Raw genomic sequence first — 17362 nt, forward strand, 5'->3', positions numbered from 1 at the left:
GCCGCATAGCTACAACGACTATCGGTCACCAGTCGCCAGGGAGAAGTTGGCGGCGTGAAACCTTAATCGGTGTCCAAGATTACTTGACCAGTTCACTGCGCGACCCAACGGGGGCAAGCCCCCTCGCCACAAAAGCCCCCTCACCACAAAAACCTCTCACCACAAAAGCCCCCTCGGCACTGTCAAACCCTTAACCACAGTGGACCTCATTTGCCCCAGGATTCGTGCCGTTCGGTAAATAACTGCGTGTCCCGAACGGCCATCCCCCCTAAAATACCCGCCATTCCCCGATTCGCTCCGCCCGAGGCCGTTTTTTCCATGTCTGTCACCGCCACTCCCGCCAGCCTCGCGCCGGATCATCACGCCCAGTTCATCGACCTGCTGCAAACCAGCCTCGACGCCAACGCCTTCATCAAACTGGTGCTGGCCAAGTACGTCGGCGCCGAGGTCGATTTACAGCGGTTGATCATCAAGCAACTGACGGTCAAGGATCAGCCTTGCCTGTCCTTCGTCTATCGCTATAAAACCCGCGACATCACTAAAAACCTGCCGCTGGAAGAGGGCGTGGCCAACATCGCTGCGCTGTTACCAGCCTCGTTCAAAAACGCGCATTTACTGTCGCTGACGGACGAAGCCCAGCTCGAATACAGCAAAAAGGGCAAGTCTTCGCTGTTCAGGAGCAAACCTCAACAATTGCGCGAAGTGCCGTCCGCCGAGCACAACCGCGAGAAAAACCGCTTCCTCGACCTGAATCGACCGTTCCTCGCCGACCTGGGGGTGACCAACAGCAAGCACGAGCTGATCCCGGCGATGTCGCGCAAGTGGAAGCAGATCAACAAGTTCATCGAAGTGTTCAGCCATGCACTCACCACCTCGCCGCTGGCGCTGGACAAACCGGTGCAAGTGGCGGATTTCGGCTCGGGCAAGGGTTACCTGACGTTTGCGATTCACGATTACCTGCGCAATACCCTGAACGCCGAAGGTGTGGTCACCGGCGTCGAGCTGCGCGAAGAAATGGTCAACCTGTGCAACACCGCCGCCGCGAAGCTTGAGCATCCGGGGCTGGTGTTCAAATGCGGTGATGTGCGCAGCGTCGCGCCGAGCGAGCTGGACGTGATGATCGCGCTGCACGCCTGCGACATCGCCACCGACTACGCGATTCACACCGGCATCCGCTCCGGCGCCTCGATCATCATGTGCTCGCCGTGCTGCCACAAACAGATCCGCCTGCAAATCCAGAGCCCGGCGCTGCTCAAGCCGATGCTGCAATACGGTTTGCACCTGGGCCAGCAGGCGGAAATGGTCACCGACAGTTTGCGTGCGCTGTTCCTCGAAGCCTGCGGTTATGAAACCAAGGTGTTCGAGTTCATCTCACTGGACCACACCAACAAGAACAAGATGATCCTGGCGGTCAAACGCGCCGAGCCTGTGGACCCGGCTCAGTTGCTGGTGAAGATTCAGGAACTGAAAGCGTTCTATCAGATAACCGAACACTGCCTCGAAACCCTGCTGCGCGCTGACGGCCTGCTCTGATTCCCCTGTGGGAGCGAGCTTGCTCGCGATGGCGGACCGACATTCAACATCTATGTTGACTGTTACGGCCCCTTCGCGAGCAGACTCGCTCCCACAGCAGGTTTGACCGCGGTCTTGCGGCCCAGCATCACGGTCACGATCACCCCGGCGGCAAACAGCCAGGTGATCGGCTCGATGTGTTCACCGAAGAACAACGCCGAGAATGCGATGGTGAAGAAGATCTGCAGCAACTGGATCTGACTGACCCGCGCAATCCCGCCCATCGCCAACCCGGCGTACCAGGCAAAAAACCCCAGGAACTGCGAAAACAGCGAGACGTAGCCAAACGCCCACCAGGTCTTGGCCGAAATCTCGCCCTGGTGTTGCAGCGCCAGATACGCCACCGGTCCAATCAGCAGCGGCGTCGACAGTACCAGCGCCCAGCAGATCACTTGCCAACCGCCCATTTCCTTGGCCAACCGGCCGCCCTCGGCGTAACCCAGCCCGCCCACGGCAATCGCGCCGAGCATCAGCAAATCACCGGCCTGAATACTGCCGGCGCCGCTGATCAACGCATAACCGAGCACCAACGCACTGCCCAGCGCCGCGCACGCCCAGAAGGCTTTCGACGGTCGCTCGTGGGACAACCACGCGGCGTACAGCGCGACGCACAGCGGTTGCAGGCCGTTGACCAATGCACCGTGGGACGCCGGCAAGGTTTGCATGGCCCAGGCCGATAGCACCGGGAAGCCAAGAATGACCCCGGCGATCACCAGCGTCAGGCCTTTGATCTGCTTCCAGGAGGGCCATTTCTCCCGCCGCCACAGCAACAGCAACGCCGCCGGCACCGCCGCGAACAACGCCCGACCGAGGCCGTTGAGCAGCGGGTGGATTTCCTGCACGACGATCCGTGTGAAGGGCAGGGTGAGGCTGAAGATCACAACGCCCAACAGGCCGAGGGCCATGCCGGTGTTTTCGCGCGAGGACATGAGGGGTAACCAGAATTCAGAGTGGCGGGAAGTGCCTTCATCTAGCCATAAACCGCGCGGTCTGCGGTGTTACAGCTAGGCGCAGAGTTATCCGTACAGTTTCAGGACGCCTTCGCGAGCAAGCCCGCTCCCACAGTGGACCGAGTCGCCCATCAGAATGCGGTCAATTGTGGGAGCGGGCTTGCTCGCGAAGAACGATAACGCGGTCCATCAGGTAGTAACCGGTTATTACCCACCCCTGTGGATAAGGACTACCTTCAATACTCATCCCCCAGAGGAGTCCTCTTCATGGCTGCCAAGAAAATCCTGATGCTGGTCGGCGATTACGTCGAAGACTACGAAGTGATGGTGCCGTTCCAGGCGCTGCTGATGGTCGGTCACACGGTGCACGCCGTTTGTCCGGACAAAGCCGCCGGCCAGACCGTGCGCACGGCGATCCACGACTTCGAGGGCGACCAGACCTACAGCGAAAAACCCGGCCACCTGTTTGCGCTGAACTTTGATTTCGCCAAGGTCGCCGAAGCCGACTACGACGCGCTGCTGATCCCCGGCGGTCGTGCGCCGGAATACTTGCGCCTGAACGAGAAAGTGCTGGCGCTGGTGCGCGCCTTCGACAAGGCTGGCAAGCCGATCGCTGCCGTGTGCCACGGTGCGCAATTGCTCGCGGCGGCCGGCATTCTTGAAGGTCGCGAGTGCAGTGCTTATCCCGCCTGTGCCCCGGAAGTTCGCCTGGCCGGCGGTACGTTCATCGATATCCCGGTGACCGACGGTCACGTTCAAGGCAATCTGGCCACTGCGCCTGCCTGGCCGGCGCACCCAAAATGGCTGGCCGGTTTCCTCGGGTTGCTGGGCACCAGAATCACTCTGTAACGAGGACGTCGCCATGTGCGAGCTCTACGTCAAAGCCGATCCGATTCTCTACGAATCGCGCTCCCGCTCACTGCGCATCTGCGGGGTGGTCACCACGTTGCGCCTGGAAAATCAGTTCTGGGACATCCTCAGCGACATCGCGGAAGTCGATGGCATGAGCACCAACCAGTTGATCGCCAAGCTGTACGAGGAGGTGATGGACTATCGCGGGGAGGTGGTGAATTTCGCGTCGTTCTTGCGCGTGAGTTGCATGCGCTATCTGGCACAGCGGCGGGTGGCGGCGCCGGAATTGTCGGTGGTACGCACGGCTGCGAAGTAGGGCGCAAATCCGGGTCGTCTCCTTCGCGAGCAAGCCCGCTCCCACAGGTTCAGCGAGGCACCTGTGCAAGCGGGCTTGCTCGCGATGGGACGGCCCAGGCGACAACAATCCTGAGGTGGTCTTTACTCTTTGGCGCGAACCCTCTCAATTGCCAAGGAGAACGAGCATGTCCGGATGGTACGAAGTGAGCAAAACCAGCAACGGCCAGTTTCGGTTTGTGCTGAAGGCCGCCAATGCCGAAACCATTCTGGCCAGCGAGCACTACACCACCCGCAGCGCGGCCGATAACGGCATTGCCGCTGTGCAGAAGAATAGCCCGCTGGACGAACGCTACGAAAAAAAGACCACCAAGGATGGTCATCCTTACTTCAATCTCAAGGCCGGTAATCACGAAATCGTCGGCAGCAGCGAGGCGTATTCGTCTGAGGCCGCGCGGGAGAAAGGCATTGCCAGCGTGAAGGCCAACGGACCGACGACGGTGATCAAGGACAAGACCTTGCCGGTGCTTTGAGCTTCAATACAAATCTTTTGTGGGAGCGAGCGTGCTCGCGAAGGCGCTGTTTCATTCAACGTTGACCTCGACGGACACTCCGCCATCGCGAGCAAGCTCGCTCCCCCAGGAGAACGCCTTCCAATGGTGGGAGCACGCTCGCTCCAGACGGCGTTCTGACGAGGGCGACAGCCGAGTCGCTACTAAACCTCGACGGGCACGGTCAGCTTCGGGCTGCCCAGCGCGTGCGTCTTCGAGTCAAAAAACCGCAACTCGCTCCCGGTCCCCTCGAACACCTTCGCGTAATGCCGCTTCTGATGCTGGATGAACGCCTTGCTGCGCGGATTGATCGAGATCGCCACCACCTTCGGTTTCGCCTGGCGCAACGCATGAACGATGTGGCTGTCCTGCTCACCCAGCGCATGGCCAAAGATGCACAAGCCGTCGCCGTGGCCCAGCAACTGGTCATAACAGAACGACAGATAATCCGAACTGCGAATGGTCTTGAGCTTGTCGGCGCTCGGCCCTTCGTTGACGAAGAGTGGTACGTCGTCCAGCGTCTTGATCGTGTTGTTGATCGCGAAACTGCCGAGCAACGTGCCCTCGGTCGACATCAGTTTGCGCGCCGTGCCGTCCTGATTGCGCACCAGATGCAGACCGCCGTGCAGGTACAGCAGGCGGGTTTTATCGGTCGCGGTGGCGCTCAAGTCAAAGCCCGGTTCAGCGCCGTGGAACAGGTCGGTGATCGCGTCTGGCTGGTGCTGAATCGCCCAGTAGTTAAGCAAGTCATAGTTGGTGGTGAACACCGTTCGATGGTTGCCCAGTTCCTGGGCGATGGTCGCCAGCGTCGCGGGCACTACCAGCCGCCACGGAATGTGCACCGCGTGCACGGTGTTGATCAGCGCTTCCTTGATCGCGTAGTAGCGATTGCGCGGCGCGGCGGAGCTGACGGCCAGTGCCTTGTTCACCCGGCTGGTGATTTTCAGCGCGCTCAGCACCTGCTCGAAGCTGCGGGTCTGCATCGCGTCGAACACGCTCAGCTCGGACTGACTCAGGGGTTTCTCTTCGACCGTGCGGGCGTTTTCGAACAGCGAGTCATAGCCGAAATCGTCCCACACGGCGCGGCTGGCACCGTTGCCGACCAGCAAGCCGCTGAACGAGGCGGTGGCGCGCAAGGCGTTCCAGTCTTCAAGTTGGGCATCAACATTCTGGAAATCGGTCATTGCGGTGGTCGTCTCGAAGCAAAAGGTCGGATGGGCGGCGACTTTATCACGACCGGGCGTTGAGCCAGATCAACATCCGGCGTGATCGATGGGGCGATCCTGTGACTGTCCGTTGATCGGCACCGCCGGTTCGGCTTCAGTCAGGAGATTCGCTCATGAGCAGCACGTTTTTCATTCCGGCCGTGAACATCATGGGCAACGGTTGCCTCGACGAAGCCATGGACGCGATTCGCAAGTACGGTTTTCGCAAGGCGTTGATCGTCACCGACACGGGGCTGGCCAAAGCCGGCGTGGCCAGCATGATTGCCGGGAAACTGGCGCTGCAGGACATCGACTCGGTGATTTTCGACGGCGCCAGGGCGAACCCGAGCATCGCCAACGTCGAACTGGGTTTGGGCCTGCTCAAGGAAAGTCGCTGTGATTTCGTGGTGTCGCTGGGCGGCGGCTCGCCCCATGACTGCGCCAAAGGTATCGCCTTGTGCGCGACCAACGGCGGGCAGATCAGCGATTACGAAGGTGTCGATCAATCGAGCAAACCGCAGCTGCCACTGATTGCGATCAATACCACCGCCGGCACCGCCAGCGAAATGACCCGTTTCTGCATCATCACCGACGAACTGCGCCACGTGAAAATGGCCATCGTCGACCGCAACGTCACGCCACTGCTATCGGTCAACGACCCGGCGCTGATGGTCGCCATGCCCAAAAGCCTGACCGCCGCCACAGGCATGGACGCGCTGACCCACGCCATCGAAGCCTACGTGTCCACGGCCGCCAACCCGATCACCGATGCCTGCGCGTTGAAGGCGATCACCTTGATCAGCAACAACCTGCGCCTGGCCGTGCGCGACGGCAGCGATCTGGTCGCGCGTGAAAACATGGCGTACGCGCAGTTCCTGGCGGGCATGGCGTTCAACAATGCCTCGCTGGGTTTTGTGCATGCCATGGCGCACCAGTTGGGCGGTTTCTACGACTTGCCACATGGCGTGTGCAACGCGGTGTTGCTGCCCCACGTACAGAGTTTCAACGCCTTGGTGTGCGCCGCTCGTTTGACCGACGTGGCGCATGCGATGGGCGCCGACATCCGCGGTTTCAGCCCGGAAGAGGGCGCACAGGCGGCGATTGCGGCGATCCGCAGTCTGGCCCGGGATGTGGAAATCCCTGCCGGTTTGCGTCAACTGGGCGCCAGGCTCAACGACATCCCGACCCTCGCCACCAATGCCTTGAAAGACGCTTGTGGCCTGACCAACCCACGGGCGGCGGATCAGCGCCAGATCGAAGAGATTTTCCGCAGCGCCTTCTAAGCGCGCTTGCGTCCGGGCGCGCGCATCACGCAGAGCATCATGTCTAACTGCGCAAGAAAAACCGTGCTGCAAGTGACGAGGAGGGTGGTGCGGCTCTGCATGGGGTTTCCCTGTTTTCAGTGGCCGGCGACCCTGGCGTACTCATGTAATAGCTCGGTGACCCGATCACAAAAGTGGCGGATCAGCGCTGGCTCCATATCGGCCCGCAAGGTAATCCTGATGGCTGCTTTGCCTTGTGGCACCACGGGGAAAAACACCGCCGAGGTGAAGAAACCCAGGTTGGCCAAACCGCTGGCAATGCGGTTGGCCAACGCTGCTTCGCCACAATGAATCAGCCGGATGGCCATGTTACTGCCGTGTTGGCCGGTGTGAATCAGGCTGTCAAAGAGCCGGAGATTAACCTGAAGTTTTTCCTGCAATGCCGCGAATGCCGGTGTGCGGTGCAATTGAATGGAGGCACGCCCCGCGCCAATGGCGGCGCTGTTCAGGCTTTGCGACCAGTTGCTGGGGCCGCCGTAACGCTCGATCAGCTTCTTTTGCCGCTGATTGCCCAGCATCACCAGCCCGCCGCTGGCGCCAAACGACTTGGCCAGTGAGGCGACGATCAGTACGTCATCGTCGAGAGCCTGCAACCTGGGCCGCACCAGCCCCGCGCCGAGTGTGCCGACGGCGGACAGCGCGTGGGAATCGTCAAGGTAGAGGAACAGCCCGTAGCGGTCCTTCAAGTACAACAGGCTATTCAGGTCGGCGACCCCGCCCATGCTGTAGGCGCCGTCGGCTATGTAGGCGACCCTGGCGTTTTGCTGGCATTGGGTTTCCAGAAAATCCATGTCGTTGTGCGCACTGGTCACGACCCGCGTTTCGTCCGCGCAAGCGGCTTTGAGGTAACTCATCGAATAGTGCGCCAACCGGTCAAACACCATGACCGGAGGGCGGCTTTCGGTGAATACGCCGCTTGCCAGCAACGGCAGAATCCCGGCACTCGCCGCGCTACAGGACAAGGTGCTGAGGCACGTCGTGCCGAACAACTGCGACAGTTCGTTTTCGTACTGTTCGAGGATCGCCAGTTTGCAGCGATTCCTTGAATTGGCGATGCGCAGGGTGCCGGTTTCCCACAACGTGGTCATGGCGCCTTCGAGCAGATCGGGGTGGTGGTCCAGGCCCAGGTAAGAGGTGGTGCAGAAGTGATGAAACGCCCGCCCGAACTGGTCGACCATGCGATTGCTGCTTCTGATGTCGACATTGAGCCCTGCGACTTTCCCGGCTTCGGCGGTCTCCCAGTCGTGATTGGCCAGGGAGATCAGTTTTCGATAATTGGTGAAAGCGTTTACCGCGTGCGCTGTCTGGTCCATTTGAGGTGCCTGTCCTTGAGTGATGTTGCCGTCCTTGTGTGTTTCCAGACTTTACAGAGTGTGACGCTGACGCTGAATCGGCCGATTCCGGTTCGGTTGAGTGTTACAAGCCATTTATGTGTAGGGCGATGGCGGTGAGGGTGTCGGGCAAAACCGGACTATCCTGCGGACTTAGCCGAACCGCAATCAGTCTGCCGCATTGGTTTCCTATTCCTGTCGCAAGCGGCGAGAGGGGGCAGGTGTTGAGCGGGTTGAACAGGCAGATGGCGCAAGGGATAGTCGACAAACGCGCCACCACTATTTTCTGGGGTTAATTGCATTGCTGACCGGACTCAACCACCTGACACTCGCCGTCACTGACCTGAACCGCAGCGTCATGTTCTACCACGACCTCTTACAACTGCGCCTCGAAGCGACCTGGGACACCGGCGCCTACCTCTCGCTGCCGGGCTTCTGGTTGTGCCTGTCCCTTGACCCGTCGCGCAAGCCCGAACCCGCTGCCGATTACACCCATTACGCGTTCAGCGTCGACGCTTCGGCATTCCCGATCTTCGTCGCGCGCCTGCAATCTGCCGATGTAGCGCAGTGGCGCGATAACCGCAGCGAAGGCGAATCCTGCTACTTCCTCGACCCGGACGGTCACAAACTTGAAGCCCACGTTGGCGATCTGGCGTCGCGGTTGGCCACTTGTCGGGAGCAGCCTTATGCGGGGATGGAGTTCTTTGGCGGGAGGTAGATCGAATGTTATTTGCGGTATGGATTTGGATTATTTATTGCGCGGAAGTGACAGAGCATGGGGCGGCAACATAGTCTTGGATTATTCAAAGGTTTACTCGGATTCTGTTGTGCGGATAGAGAATGTTAAGGTTCGGTCTTCGTGCATCTTATAAGGATATTTTCAGTGCTACGTCAGTTCGTACTTGCCCTGCCAGCCATCATGTTCTTGGTGGGCTGCGAAGCGGAATCCGGATCTTTGCCAAGCAGCAAGAGCCTCACGCCCGAAAAAGTAGCTGCGATTGCGGCCACCATTGACAAGAAATACCCCGATCTTTCCAGCGAACTCCGTGGCAAGGTACTTAATACAGTCGTGCAGTCCATCGACAATATGGTTTTTGTCGAAGGCGGGCAGTTTGATATGGGCGACTTCGGCTGGGTTTGTGAGTATGACGAAAAGGATGTGTGTGCCTGGCCTTGTGGGGAAGAGCCGGAGCAGCTTTGTAATATTAGTTCAGATAGTAATGATGATTTTGTACACTCCGTGAAGTTGAGCGGCTATTACTTATCAAAATTTCAGACGACGTTAGCTGACTTTGATTTGTTCTTTGTTGCGAATGACAAGCCTCTGTTTGATGAGCAATATCGAAAACGAAAAGACTTGCAGTTTCGCTATCAGCCAGACTTGCCTGCCCCAACCCAAAGCTGGGAAGAAGCTAAAGATTATTGCAAATGGGTTGGCAAACTGAGTGGTTACGCAGTGGACTTGCCTACTGAGGCTCAGTGGGAATATGCAGCCCGTAGTCGTGGCCAGCATCTACTTTTTCCTACCAATAATGGAAGTCTTCTTTATGGTAAAAACTTCCCGATTGATGACGAGGAAAATAACTTTCCTGTCGGTCGATTTGCTCCTAATCCATTAGGTATTTACGGTCTCTCAGGGAATTCAACTGATTGGGTGAACGACTGGTATGGCACGGATTATTATAAAAATTCCCCTCTGGACGATCCGCAAGGGCCAAATTTCGGGACGGAAAAAATTAGACGGGGATCAACGGTATTGGAAAGTCCACTATCTGCAGCTCCCATAGTCCGTCGCTGGGCAGTGAACCCCGTCCACAGTCGCCATTCAGGTGGCACTAGTTTTCGCTGTGCTATTCAATCAGATCGATCCCTATAACTGGAGCAGGCTATTTTTGAACGACAAAAGGGGGCTGATTTATACTCCTTCACTTGTCGGTCTTGGAAACCGCCGAGCGCTCATCAAAAAAGCTGAGAGGTCCTCCTCGGGCTTTGTTATGCGGGCAGAGGATGTTAATGTTCGGTCTTTGTCGCATGTTATAAGGATATTGCCAGTGCTGCGTCAGTTCGTACTTACCCTGCCAGCCATGATGTTATCGGTTGGTTGTGAGGCAGAATACGGCTCCTTGCCAAGTAGCAAGAGACTTGCGCCCGAGAAAGTCGCTGCTATCGCCGCGACCATTGACAAAAAGTACCCCGATCTTCGCAGTGAACTCCGTGGCAAGGTGCTTAATACGGTCGTGCAGTCCATCGATAATATGGTGTTTGTCGAAGGCGGGCAGTTTGATATGGGCGACTTCGGCTGGGTTTGTGAATACGACGAAAAGGATGTATGTACTTGGCCTTGCGGGCAAGATCCTGAGCAAATGTGCAACATTAGTCCTGATGGTGATGATGATTTTGTACACCCGGTAAAGCTGAGTAGTTACTACCTATCGAAACTTCAGGCGACGCTAGAGCAGTTCGATCTTTTTTTTGTCGCGAACGGAAAACCTCTATTCGACACTGAATATCGAAATAGAGAAGATCTGAAAGACAAACTTTATAATTCAGCGCTACCTGCTCCCACTCAAAGCTGGCAGGAGGCCAAAGATTACTGCCAGTGGATTGGACAACTAAGTGGTTACCCCGTGGACCTTCCCACTGAGGCTCAATGGGAGTATGCCGCCCGCAGTCGAGGCGAACATGTGCTGTTTCCGACCGATACGGGGAGTCTAAGTTATGGGAAAAATTTTCCAATGGAGTCAGAAACAGCCACTTTTGCTGTAAAACGTTTCACTCCCAACCCTTTGGGTCTTTACGATATGTCAGGCAATGCTACTGATTGGGTCAACGATTGGTATGGCAAAGATTATTATCAGAACTCTCCCTTAGAAAATCCGAAAGGACCAGATAACGGTACTAAAAGAATAAAAAGGGGATCAAATTATTCGGAGGCACCTTTGTTTGCCGCCCCTATAGTCCGACGTTGGGCTGAAGAACCAATTCAAGATGGTCACTATCAAGGTAACAGCTTCCGATGCTCTATTCAGTCGGATCAGCCGCTTTAAAGCAGCGTAATCGCAGGGGCGTCTACTAGTGACACTTATTAAGCAAAATCGCCAAATAAACTACTCCGGTTTTCAGAAAAATTAAGACATTAGCGTACTGCATGGAAGACCAGGGTTTCTCGCAAGTATCCCTTCCGACCGCATTAAGGACTAAAAAGGGACGGATTTATTATCTTGTTTTTCGATCTTCCAAACCGCCGAACCATCATCAAAAAAACCGATGGGCTCTACCTCAGGTTTTGTTATGCAGGCGAAGGATGTTGATGTACGGTCTTTGTCGAATTTTATAAGGATATTGCCAGTGCTACGTCAGTTCATAATTGCCCTGCCAGCTATCATGATGTTGGTGGGCTGCGAAGCGGAATCCGGATCTTTGCCAAGCAGCAAGAGCCTCGCACCCGAAAAAGTCGCTGCGATTGCGGCCACCATTGACAAAAAATACCCCGATCTTTCTAGCGAACTCCGCGGCCAAGTGCTTAATACGGTCGTGCAGTCCATCGACAATATGGTTTTTGTCGAAGGCGGCCAGTTTGATATGGGCGACTTCGGCTGGGTTTGTGAGTATGACGAAAAGGATGTGTGTGCGTGGCCTTGTGGGATAGATCCTGCGCAGCTTTGTAATATAAGCCCAGATGGTAATGATGATTTTGTTCATTCCGTAAAATTAAGTAGCTACTATTTTTCGAAATTTCAAACATCTTTAGGGGATTTTGATCTTTTTTTCACTGCAACCGGAAAGCCATTGTTTGATCTTGAGAAGCGTAAGCGCGAGGACTTACAGTTTCGATATAACGCGAGTTTGCCTGCATTCACTAAAACATGGCAGGAGGCTAAAGATTATTGTGGCTGGGTTGGTCAACTTAGTGGCTATGCGGTAGATTTGCCGACGGAGGCGCAATGGGAGTACGCCGCGCGCAGTCGTGGTTTACATGTATTGTTTCCGACAGATAACGGTAGCTTAAACTATGGTAAAAATTTTCCAGTAGAGGGTGAAGGCAAGACGTTTGCGGTCAATCGTTTTAATCCAAATCCGCTAGGGATTTACAATATGTCAGGTAATGCCACTGATTGGGTCAACGATTGGTATGAAAAAAATTATTATCAACATTCACCTGTGGATAATCCGCAAGGGCCGATGGAGGGTAAAGAGAAAGTCAAGCGCGGTTCGAATTATCCTGAAGCACCTCTATCAGCTGCCTCCATTGTAAGACGCTGGGCTGATAAGCCTGTTAAAGACGCATATTATCCAGGCACTGGCTTTCGCTGCGCTATTCAATCGGATAAAACGCTGTAAACGAAGCAATGAAAGGGGCTCCGATGGCGCCCCTACTTCCCCGATTCAACGTGGTCTTAGGACTAAAAAAGGGACGGATTTATTATCTTTTATTTTTCGATCTTCCAAACTGCCGAGCCATCATCAAAAAAACCAATGGGCTCTACTTCAGGCTTTGTTATGCAAGCGGCGGATGTTGATGTACGGTCTTTATCGAATTTTATAAGGATGTTGCCAGTGCTATGTCAGTTCGTATTTGTCCTGTCAGTCATGATGCTCTTGGGTGGTTGCGAGGCGGAATCCCGCCCTTTGCCAAGCAGCAAGAGCGTCACACCCAAAAAAGTCGCTGAGATTGCGGCCACCATTGACAAAAAATACCCCGATCTTTCCAGCGAACTCCATGGCAAGGTGCTTAATGCAGTCGTGCAGTCAATCGACAATATGGTATTTGTCGAAGGCGGCCAGTTTGATATGGGCGACTTCGGCTGGATTTGTGAGTTCGATGAAAAGGATGTGTGTACCTGGCCTTGCGGGCAAGATCCTGAGCAGCTTTGTAATATAAGCCGAGATGGGAATGACGATTTCGTACATGCAGTGAAACTGAGTAGTTACTATCTTTCCAAGTATCAGACCAGGCTGGGTGATTTTGATTTGTATTTTGCTGTGTTAGGGCAGCCGATGTTTGATTCTGAGGATAGAGAGCGCGAAGATCTAAAGTTTCTCTTTGCCCCCAATCTTCCTGCCCCCACGAAGAGCTGGCAAGAAGCGAAAGATTATTGTCTATGGATAGGCCAGTTGAGTGGATACCCGGTTGATTTGCCAACAGAAGCGCAATGGGAATATGCGGCCCGTAGTCGTGGCCAACATGTACTCTATCCTACAGATAATGGTAGTTTGAACTTTGGGCGCAATTTTCCTTCGAAGAGTGGAGGAAATAATACATTTGCTGTTGATAGTTTTCTTCCCAATCCGCTAGGCATTTACAATTTGTCTGGGAATGCCACAGATTGGGTTAACGACTGGTATGGAAAGGATTATTACCGGCAGTCTCCAGTGGATAATCCACCGGGACCTGAATCTGGTACTCAAAGGGTCAGGCGCGGGTCAAGTTATCCAGAGGGGCCCATAGGTGCAGCTCCAGTTGTTAGGCGCTGGGCGGATGCTCCGTCAAAAGATGCACACTATCCGGGAATTGGCTTTCGCTGCGCTGTTCAGTCGGGCAAGCTTTTTAGTTAGCTAAAAACAAACAAAACAGAAGGGAATAAAAAGAGGCAGATTTATTATCTTTTATTTTTCGATCTTCCAAAGCGCCGATGCATCATCAAAAAAGCCAATGGACTCTGTCTGAGGCTTTGTTATGCAAGCGGAGGATGTTAATGTACGGCCTTTGTCGAATTTTATAAGGATATTGCCAGTGCTACGTCAGTTTGTACTTGCCCTGCCAGCAATGATGTTCTTGGTTGGTTGCGAGGCGGAAACCGGCCCTTTGCCGAGCAGTAAGAGCCTCACGCCCGAAAAAGTCGCTGCGATTGCAGCCACCATTGACAATAAATACCCCGATCTTTCCAGCGAACTCCGTGGCAAGGTGCTTAATACGGTCGTGCAGTCCATCGATAATATGGTATTTGTCGAAGGCGGCCAGTTTGATATGGGTGACTTCGGTTGGGTTTGTGAGTACGACGAAAAGGATGTGTGTACTTGGCCTTGCGGGCAAGATCCTGAGCAGCTTTGTAATATTAGTTCAAACGGTGACGATGACTTTGTGCATCCCGTAAAACTAAGCAGTTACTATATTTCTAGATATCAAACGACGCTTGGCGACTTTGATATCTATTTCGGAGCAGAGGGGAGGCCAATATTTGATGCTAAAGAGCGAGGGCGTGAAGATCTAAAATTTCTTTATAAGCCTGACCTGCCAGCACCTACGAAAAGCTGGCAAGAGGCTAAAGATTATTGCCAGTGGGTGGCTCGTCTAAGTGGTTATTCGGTAGATCTTCCGACAGAGGCTCAGTGGGAATATGCAGCCCGCAGTCGAGGGCAACATTTGTTGTTTCCTACCGATAACGGCAGCCTTAAGTATGGAAAAAATTTCCCTGTTGAGAATGAGCAAGACAATTTTTCTATAACCCGCTTTGCTCCAAATCCTCTGGGTATTTACGGACTTTCAGGTAATGCCACCGATTGGGTAAATGACTGGTATGACAAAGAGTATTATAAAAACTCCCCGTTGGAGAATCCGCAGGGTCCAGTATCTGGTACAAAAAAAATTCGACGTGGTTCAACTATCCTAGACGCTTCACTATCTGCCGCTCCCATGGTGCGCAGATGGGCGGCAGATCCTGTCGGGACTGACTATTTAGGTGATACAAGCTTTCGCTGCGCAATACAAACAGAGCGAAGATTGTAAAAAATATAATTGGGCGCCAGTGGTGCCCATCGTTACTATCTTAGGCCAGTCCATCGAATAGACTGCTGTGCCTTGCAGCGATTAGAGTAGTTTCTTTTCTCCAAGGTAGACCCGGAGTCCAGGCAAGCATGCCCATTTGTCGGGCTGATGAATCACTATTGATTGCCAAAGTTCCGATAAAGCGGTTGAATTCTCTTTGTTCGTTACCATCGAGCAAGGAATTTAACCTATTTAGGCTGTCCATGGCGCTAACCTTTTTACCTTGTTCAGAGCAATGTTCAAGTACTTCGATAAGATGTCGCCAGCTGCGTAAGTGAGATAACAGAAGAACAACAGCTTTTTCTTGGTCTTCCGCCCAGCTTTCGACAAAACTCTCGCTTAGCAAGTACAGCATAGGACCTATAGTTTCAGGGGGTAGTATATTGAGCGGAATGATTTTCCCATTTACGTTTATCGATTGATTGGCTAGCAGATATTTCGCGAGATTTTGAGCCTCTTGCTTTGTAGCCTCGCGCTTTGACCACCAGCGCCGCATGTTCCCGGCACTTGTAGCAAATGCTTTACCGACTACTTGTCCTGGGTGGGTTGCAATTTGAAATAGTCCACTTGCCATATAGCTAAAGGCTTCTTCCGTCACCGCCAATTGGTAATGAAAATCCGCTTTTGACAAAGCACTGCAAAAAATAAAGGCGAGATTCCCAACCTGCTCTAGATCCACTGCCGTGCCAAAACCACCACCGGCCCCCGGGCCAAATACCAGGCTCGCCTTGCAGTTGATTGCCAAACGGTCTGCGTTGATTTCAATACCGAAATCAAAACTCGCCCCAATACCAAGCGCCACATTCCCCTCAGCCTTGACCTCAACCAAACTCGCCCAATCCGTGCTCCCACTATCATTCGCCTGGCCCGCGACAATCTTGCCGCCCCCTTGCTTGGCCGGATCAAGCCACTTCAACGTGCCGGTCACGGTGCCGCCACCTTGCACGCCGGCGAAGGCGTTGCCCTTCAAGCCAACGCTGCCGCCGCGCTTTTTGTCCACCGCCATGCTCGGCGTACTGAGCAGTGCTGTAGCCCCCGAAGCTTCGACTTCCTTGGGTTTGTATTGGGCCTTAACGCCGGCCTGACCTTGTGCCGTCGCCCCGGAGAAACATGACAGTTCGACCTTGCCGTCGAGTCGGAAGATGCCGATGTCGCTGACCACTTCCGTGCCTTCGGCATTGCGGTAAGGCATCCGCACCACATAACCGCCCTGATCGGGGAAGAAGCTTTTGAGCGCGACCGAACCTTCCGCCAGCGAGATGGCTGCGCTGCCCTTGACGCCCACTTCAATGTTGCCTTTGCCGGGTTCCCAGCTGTTGATGCCGGCGCTTGCAGTGGCGGCAAACCGGAAGGCGTGAGCTTCGGCGGACACAGCGTATTTAGCGGAGTCTGCTTGATTGGAGGTCCAGGAGCATTCCTTGTGCAGCGCATTGAGCAGGTTGTCATCCTTGCTCGTCCAGCTTGTGAACTTGGCTTCCAGACTGCCCAGAGGGCTGGTTTTACGGCTTTCATTGACGGCGGACTTGATGTCTTTGAATAGTTCTTTGGCGAGGTTCTTGTCGAGTGGCTTGCCCTGCATCACCTTCGTGCTGACCTTCACCCTCCAGTCGAGCTGTTCTCTGTAGCTCGCCGGGATGTAATGACGGCGGCTCGGGTCACTGAACGAGATGACCTCGATGACGGTAATGCCCGTTTTGACCTGGCGACCCTTTTGGCTTTCGGTGGTTTTCCCCTTGCCGTGCTTGATGTCCGGTGCGGCGCTGTTGGCACTGGTTGAGCTGTCGCCGGCTTCCGCCTTGCCCTGAGCTGCAATCTGAGTGCGCAATGAGCCAATTTCCGCATCCAGCTCAGCCACTTTCTTGGTTTGCAACGGCCTCCAGTTGCTCTCCAGGTAATTGCCTTCAAATGCAGCCTTGGGTTCATGCCGCTGGTACCAGTCACGCGCCTGTTGCACGGTCGCCAGTTGTCCCTGCAAATCCTGTTTGCGCGTAATGACTGGCGCAGTCTTTTTCTCTGGCGGTGGCTCTGAGCGCTGCACCAGTCCAGCGCCTTCAGCCTTGAGGTTCCACGCGTCTTTGACACAACGAGTGCACGTACAACTGGCCTGAGTGTTGCTCGTCTTGGCGCATTTGCTCGCTTCGGTCGCTTTGGCCAGGTTTTGGTGCAATTCGTCCATGAGTGTCTTGACGAGGTCTGTCTGAGTCTTGAGTGCTTTTGACTCTTTCTCCGTCAAGACATAGAAGTGTTCTTCGCCAGTGATGTGCACCACGTCGACCAGTTCGTCCTTGCAATCAGCGCCGCCCTTTACCGTCGTGGTGCTCTGATTTTCAGCATGTTTGGGCGCCGGCAATACTTTTGCCTCAGGCACCTTCAACACCGAGCCGATCTTGATGTGATTGGGGTCGGTAATGATCGGGTTCAGTGCCCGCAGGTCTGCCGACGAGCACTTGTTGGCGCTGGCAATGCTGCCGAGGGTATCGCCACTTTTAACGGTATAGGTGCTGCTCATTGCTCATCGT

At 54.7% G+C, this 17362-nt stretch carries 15 protein-coding genes; 11 read left to right on the plus strand and 4 right to left on the minus strand.

Annotation, left to right across the window (positions count from 1 at the left end):
* Positions 1–318 precede the first annotated feature (318 nt).
* Entirely contained in the window at positions 319–1533 is a 1215-nt protein-coding gene (locus ACQKP4_RS12965) for a class I SAM-dependent methyltransferase (protein ID WP_427633657.1), read from the plus strand.
* Positions 1534–1595: 62 nt separating this feature from the next.
* On the opposite strand, the gene ACQKP4_RS12970 is transcribed toward ACQKP4_RS12965, so the two are convergent.
* Positions 1596–2501, minus strand: a complete 906-nt coding sequence (locus ACQKP4_RS12970; RefSeq protein WP_427633659.1) for a DMT family transporter — start codon at positions 2499–2501, stop codon at positions 1596–1598.
* Positions 2502–2789: 288 nt separating this feature from the next.
* Here ACQKP4_RS12970 and ACQKP4_RS12975 point away from each other — a divergent pair, with 288 nt between their 5' ends.
* From ACQKP4_RS12975 to ACQKP4_RS12985, 3 genes are all read left to right on the plus strand, one after another.
* Entirely contained in the window at positions 2790–3371 is a 582-nt protein-coding gene (locus tag ACQKP4_RS12975; RefSeq protein WP_427633661.1) for a DJ-1/PfpI family protein, read from the plus strand.
* 13 nt (positions 3372–3384) lie between these two features.
* Positions 3385–3690, plus strand: a complete 306-nt coding sequence (locus ACQKP4_RS12980; protein ID WP_427633663.1) for a ribbon-helix-helix domain-containing protein — start codon at positions 3385–3387, stop codon at positions 3688–3690.
* Between the two features lie 166 nt (positions 3691–3856).
* Positions 3857–4201 (plus strand): YegP family protein, encoded by a 345-nt coding sequence (locus ACQKP4_RS12985; RefSeq protein ID WP_427633664.1) that lies wholly within the window; start codon positions 3857–3859, stop codon positions 4199–4201.
* Positions 4202–4383: 182 nt separating this feature from the next.
* Here the strand turns inward: ACQKP4_RS12985 and ACQKP4_RS12990 are convergent, their stop codons facing one another.
* Positions 4384–5403: a DUF4917 family protein gene (locus tag ACQKP4_RS12990; RefSeq protein WP_427633665.1), complete on the minus strand. Its 1020-nt coding sequence runs from the start codon at positions 5401–5403 to the stop codon at positions 4384–4386.
* Positions 5404–5558: 155 nt separating this feature from the next.
* Between ACQKP4_RS12990 and yiaY the strand changes: the two genes are divergently transcribed.
* Complete coding sequence (gene yiaY / locus ACQKP4_RS12995) at positions 5559–6707, plus strand: L-threonine dehydrogenase (protein ID WP_427633667.1); 1149 nt, start codon at positions 5559–5561, stop codon at positions 6705–6707.
* 116 nt (positions 6708–6823) lie between these two features.
* Here the strand turns inward: yiaY and ACQKP4_RS13000 are convergent, their stop codons facing one another.
* Positions 6824–8059 (minus strand): aminotransferase class I/II-fold pyridoxal phosphate-dependent enzyme, encoded by a 1236-nt coding sequence (locus ACQKP4_RS13000; protein ID WP_427633669.1) that lies wholly within the window; start codon positions 8057–8059, stop codon positions 6824–6826.
* Positions 8060–8378: 319 nt separating this feature from the next.
* On the opposite strand from ACQKP4_RS13000, the gene fos reads away from it, so the two are divergent.
* The 6 genes from fos (at position 8379) to ACQKP4_RS13030 (ending at position 14804) form a co-directional block, all read left to right on the plus strand.
* A complete protein-coding gene (gene fos / locus ACQKP4_RS13005) occupies positions 8379–8795 on the plus strand; it encodes a fosfomycin resistance glutathione transferase (RefSeq protein WP_427633670.1) in 417 nt (138 codons plus the stop codon).
* 165 nt (positions 8796–8960) lie between these two features.
* A complete protein-coding gene (locus tag ACQKP4_RS13010; RefSeq protein WP_427633672.1) occupies positions 8961–9953 on the plus strand; it encodes a formylglycine-generating enzyme family protein in 993 nt (330 codons plus the stop codon).
* A 175-nt stretch (positions 9954–10128) separates the two neighbouring features.
* Entirely contained in the window at positions 10129–11124 is a 996-nt protein-coding gene (locus ACQKP4_RS13015) for a formylglycine-generating enzyme family protein (RefSeq protein ID WP_427633674.1), read from the plus strand.
* A gap of 301 nt (positions 11125–11425) precedes the next feature.
* Positions 11426–12418 (plus strand): formylglycine-generating enzyme family protein, encoded by a 993-nt coding sequence (locus tag ACQKP4_RS13020; protein WP_427633676.1) that lies wholly within the window; start codon positions 11426–11428, stop codon positions 12416–12418.
* Between the two features lie 159 nt (positions 12419–12577).
* Positions 12578–13633 carry a formylglycine-generating enzyme family protein gene (locus ACQKP4_RS13025; RefSeq protein ID WP_427633678.1) on the plus strand — a complete coding sequence of 352 codons (1056 nt, stop codon included), beginning with the start codon at positions 12578–12580 and terminating at the stop codon, positions 13631–13633.
* A 178-nt stretch (positions 13634–13811) separates the two neighbouring features.
* Positions 13812–14804, plus strand: a complete 993-nt coding sequence (locus tag ACQKP4_RS13030; protein ID WP_427633680.1) for a formylglycine-generating enzyme family protein — start codon at positions 13812–13814, stop codon at positions 14802–14804.
* Between the two features lie 40 nt (positions 14805–14844).
* Here the strand turns inward: ACQKP4_RS13030 and ACQKP4_RS13035 are convergent, their stop codons facing one another.
* Positions 14845–17352, minus strand: a complete 2508-nt coding sequence (locus ACQKP4_RS13035) for a LysM peptidoglycan-binding domain-containing protein (protein ID WP_427633682.1) — start codon at positions 17350–17352, stop codon at positions 14845–14847.
* Between the last annotated feature and the right edge of the window lie 10 nt (positions 17353–17362).

It is taken from the genome of Pseudomonas sp. NPDC086278 (genome assembly GCF_050280905.1).
Classification (GTDB): Bacteria; Pseudomonadota; Gammaproteobacteria; order Pseudomonadales; family Pseudomonadaceae; genus Aquipseudomonas.

Bases quoted from the DNA above. Each gene is read 5' to 3' on its own strand.
- ACQKP4_RS12980 (WP_427633663.1), top strand. From the start codon at position 3,385: ATGTGCGAGCTCTACGTCAAAGCCGATCCGATTCTCTACGAATCGCGC.
- ACQKP4_RS12985 (WP_427633664.1), top strand. From the start codon at position 3,857: ATGTCCGGATGGTACGAAGTGAGCAAAACCAGCAACGGCCAGTTTCGG.
- ACQKP4_RS12975 (WP_427633661.1), top strand. From the start codon at position 2,790: ATGGCTGCCAAGAAAATCCTGATGCTGGTCGGCGATTACGTCGAAGAC.
- ACQKP4_RS12990 (WP_427633665.1), bottom strand. From the start codon at position 5,403: ATGACCGATTTCCAGAATGTTGATGCCCAACTTGAAGACTGGAACGCC.
- ACQKP4_RS12965 (WP_427633657.1), top strand. From the start codon at position 319: ATGTCTGTCACCGCCACTCCCGCCAGCCTCGCGCCGGATCATCACGCC.
- ACQKP4_RS13000 (WP_427633669.1), bottom strand. From the start codon at position 8,059: ATGGACCAGACAGCGCACGCGGTAAACGCTTTCACCAATTATCGAAAA.
- yiaY (WP_427633667.1), top strand. From the start codon at position 5,559: ATGAGCAGCACGTTTTTCATTCCGGCCGTGAACATCATGGGCAACGGT.
- ACQKP4_RS12970 (WP_427633659.1), bottom strand. From the start codon at position 2,501: ATGTCCTCGCGCGAAAACACCGGCATGGCCCTCGGCCTGTTGGGCGTT.
- ACQKP4_RS13025 (WP_427633678.1), top strand. From the start codon at position 12,578: ATGCAAGCGGCGGATGTTGATGTACGGTCTTTATCGAATTTTATAAGG.
- ACQKP4_RS13035 (WP_427633682.1), bottom strand. From the start codon at position 17,352: ATGAGCAGCACCTATACCGTTAAAAGTGGCGATACCCTCGGCAGCATT.